The sequence below is a fragment of the Nocardiopsis sp. CNR-923 genome, assembly GCF_001942255.1.
GTDB lineage: Bacteria > Actinomycetota > Actinomycetes > Streptosporangiales > Streptosporangiaceae > Nocardiopsis.
Window position 1 is genome coordinate 1 of the sequence record NZ_MKKC01000025.1, and the last position, 2,951, is coordinate 2,951.

General features: G+C 61.3%; 1 protein-coding gene. It reads left to right on the forward strand.

Features of this window, described 5'->3' with window-relative positions; translation table 11 throughout:
- Positions 1–671 precede the first annotated feature (671 nt).
- Positions 672–2,504, forward strand: a complete 1,833-nt coding sequence (locus tag BJF83_RS01925) for an ATP-binding protein (RefSeq protein ID WP_143831755.1) — start codon at positions 672–674, stop codon at positions 2,502–2,504.
- The last annotated feature ends 447 nt before the right edge of the window (positions 2,505–2,951 follow it).

The following is a 2,951-nucleotide window of genomic DNA, read 5'->3' on the forward strand; positions in this document are numbered from 1 at the left end:
GGCCTCCAACTTCCTGGCCATGCTCGGCATCGCCTGCATCCTCATCTGCTACGAGCACCTGGCCAAGCACACCGATGCCTTTTGAGATGAGCTCTTAGTGGCATTGACCCATGGCGTGTGGCCGGTTCCGCAGTTTAAGTTGGCCGTATGCGAGAGAGGTTGTCTCTCACAGCGTGTCTGTGCCTAGTCGGTGTAAAGGGAGGCGATGCCTGGTGGAACCGGTATCAGTGGGGTTGCTGGCGGCGTTGGCGGGTGGTGCCGGTGGTGAGGTCGGCCGTCAGGCGTGGGCGGGGTTGAGCGCGCTGGTGCGGCTCCCATTCCAGGGCAGCCAGAGCACCGAGAATATTCTCACACAGGGTTCAGCGGAGATGGAACTGGCGGAGTTGAAGCGGGCGCCAGGTGATTCAGCGCGGGCGCAAGAATTGAGTACCGCGCTGGCGCAACGGGCAGCAACGGACTCCGCTTTTCGTGCGGTCTTGAGCGGTGGCATGAGCAGGCGATGCCGCTATACAAATCCGACAGTGCGGTGGACAACACGATTAGCGGTGGTACCTTCCACGGCACAACACTGCAGGGGAGAGACTTCTCCGGGATTTCCTTCACCAACGCGCCAGCACCCTCACATTCGCCTGCCTCTGGCCATGAAATCCCCGGCGCACAGGGATAGAAGTATGGCCGACGCGACCACCCAGGGTAAAGGGGAAGCAGGCGCGTCGGCGTCGAATCAGATCAGCGGGGGCGTCTTTTTCCAAGCGGTGATACAGGGTCGGGATATCACCTTGTATTTGCCTCCACAGGTGACCCCCGCGTTGTCTGGCCTGCCCCCGGCCTCAACTGCCTTCACCGGACGTGACCGACAGGTAGAAGAATTGCTGGCGATGCTGACGCCCAGCGAGGAATCGCCGCAGCCGGTGCTGGTGGCGGCAGTCGCGGGCCTTGCCGGGGTCGGTAAGACCGAGTTGGTGGTGCAGGCTGCTACCCGTGCACTCAAGCAGCCTGGCTCGTTCCCGGGCGGTGTCCTGTTCATAGACATGTTCGGCTATGACTCGGCGCGCCAGATGTCCCCCGAACGCGCTCTGCGCGACCTGCTGCGCGCATTGGGCATATCCGGCGAAGTCATCCCTGCCGAACTTCAGGGCCGCTCTCGGCTGTACCGCAGCGTGCTAGCCACCTACGCTGAGCAGAACCGCAGAATCTTAGTCATCATCGACAACGTCTCCAGCGCCGAGCAGGCCCGCCCGCTATTGCCCACTGACGGTGCCACCAGGGTCCTGCTCACCTCCCGCCATACCCTTGATCTAGGCGCTCGCCTGCACGACCTGGACATCCTCAGCGAGCACGCCTCGGTGGAGTTGCTCCGCCATGTCCTCCTGCAAGCCCGCGGCCCTGCCGACACACGGATAGAGGACTCCCCTGAAGACGCCGCCACGATCGCTCGGCTGTGCGGCGAACTTCCCCTTGCCCTGCGCATCGCTGCCGCCCTGCTCGCCGACACCCCCACCCGCTCCCTGGCATCTCTCGTGCAGGCCCTGAGACACACCCGACTGGACCGATTACGTCGCGAAGACCAAGCTGTGCGTGCTGCCTTCGACCTTTCCTACCAGCGCCTCAGCAACGACCACGCTCGCTTGTTCCGGCTACTGTCGCTCTATCAAGGCCCGGAACCGTCCACCGAATCCGCCGCACACCTGGCCGATACCGACCACGTCCACGCCGAAGAGGTCCTGCAGGACCTCGCCCGCGCCCATCTGATCGAACCCGGACACACCTGGGGTCGCTGGCGTCTACACGACCTCGTTCGCCTTTACGCCAGCGAACTCGGCCACCAACACGCCGATGCCGACCATCGCACTGCTGCCCAGCTGCGTTTGCATCAGCACTTTGTGAGGACAGCCAGAGCTGCTCGCTCCGCCATGGCGATAGAGCCCCGGACTCCCCTGCGTGAGCGACGTTCTCCAGACTTCCGCTCGTTTGGTGAGGCCGAGGAATGGTTCGCCGACGAGTGCTCGAATCTGCTCTCCCTGATCACTGCTGACCCGGAGCACAGCCGAACTCCCACAGCCGCTTGGATCGCGGCTTTTCTCGCCCCATATCTCAGGTTCCAGTATCGCCACGCTGATCTCCTCAAGGTTTCCTCGACGATCCAGAATCTTGCTCACGAGCGTTCAATTCCTCCCTTGCTTTCGGGGGTGACGTTGTTGATGATCAGCTACGAAATGGATCGAATAGATCTCACTGTAGAAGCTGTCGATCTTCTGCTGGATTCCGTAGGGTTCCTGTGCGAAGGCGGCAGGCGTAATCTCGAAGTGATTGCCATTGAAGAAATAAAGCATCACCTACTAAAGATCATCCGCAGGTGGGTTCTTCCAGAGGAACAGGCTTTGAAACTCGACTGGCTCACCCTCACACACGCTCATGTTGTGGACCCCGAACACAAAGAGAGCAGCTCAAGGTGCTGGTGTCGCCAGTGCTGGCTACAATACATAGCGGTAGCCCGCAGATAAGGTTAGTTTTTGCGGGCTTCGACGGCAACTCCTGGGGATGGGCGCCAGCCACGATGTCCACTCACTGTTGGTGTGGTGTCACTGCCGGGACTCCTGTGGCCGTCCGACGCCCGCGCCTGCCCGACCATTCAGGCGACGGACCAGGCCAACAGCTGATCGTTACCTGGTTTGGCAGCCCAGTGCTGACAGACATTTGTGGACCTACTCTTAAACTGTTTCCAGACGCCTCGGGGTAGGGGTGTATGAGACTGTGGGGATTTCTGGGACAGTGAGCCTTTTTCATCTTGAAGGTGCAGGTCACAGCCGGGCACCGACCCCGGGGAACCACCCCTGACAGCAAGAAGCCCTTGGTAAACGGGTCAACAACCACGAAGACCTGAATCCCAAGGGCTCTGATGCTGTTCTACCGCGCCGCCTTGCCGTTGTCACGCCGCACTCTGAACCTGG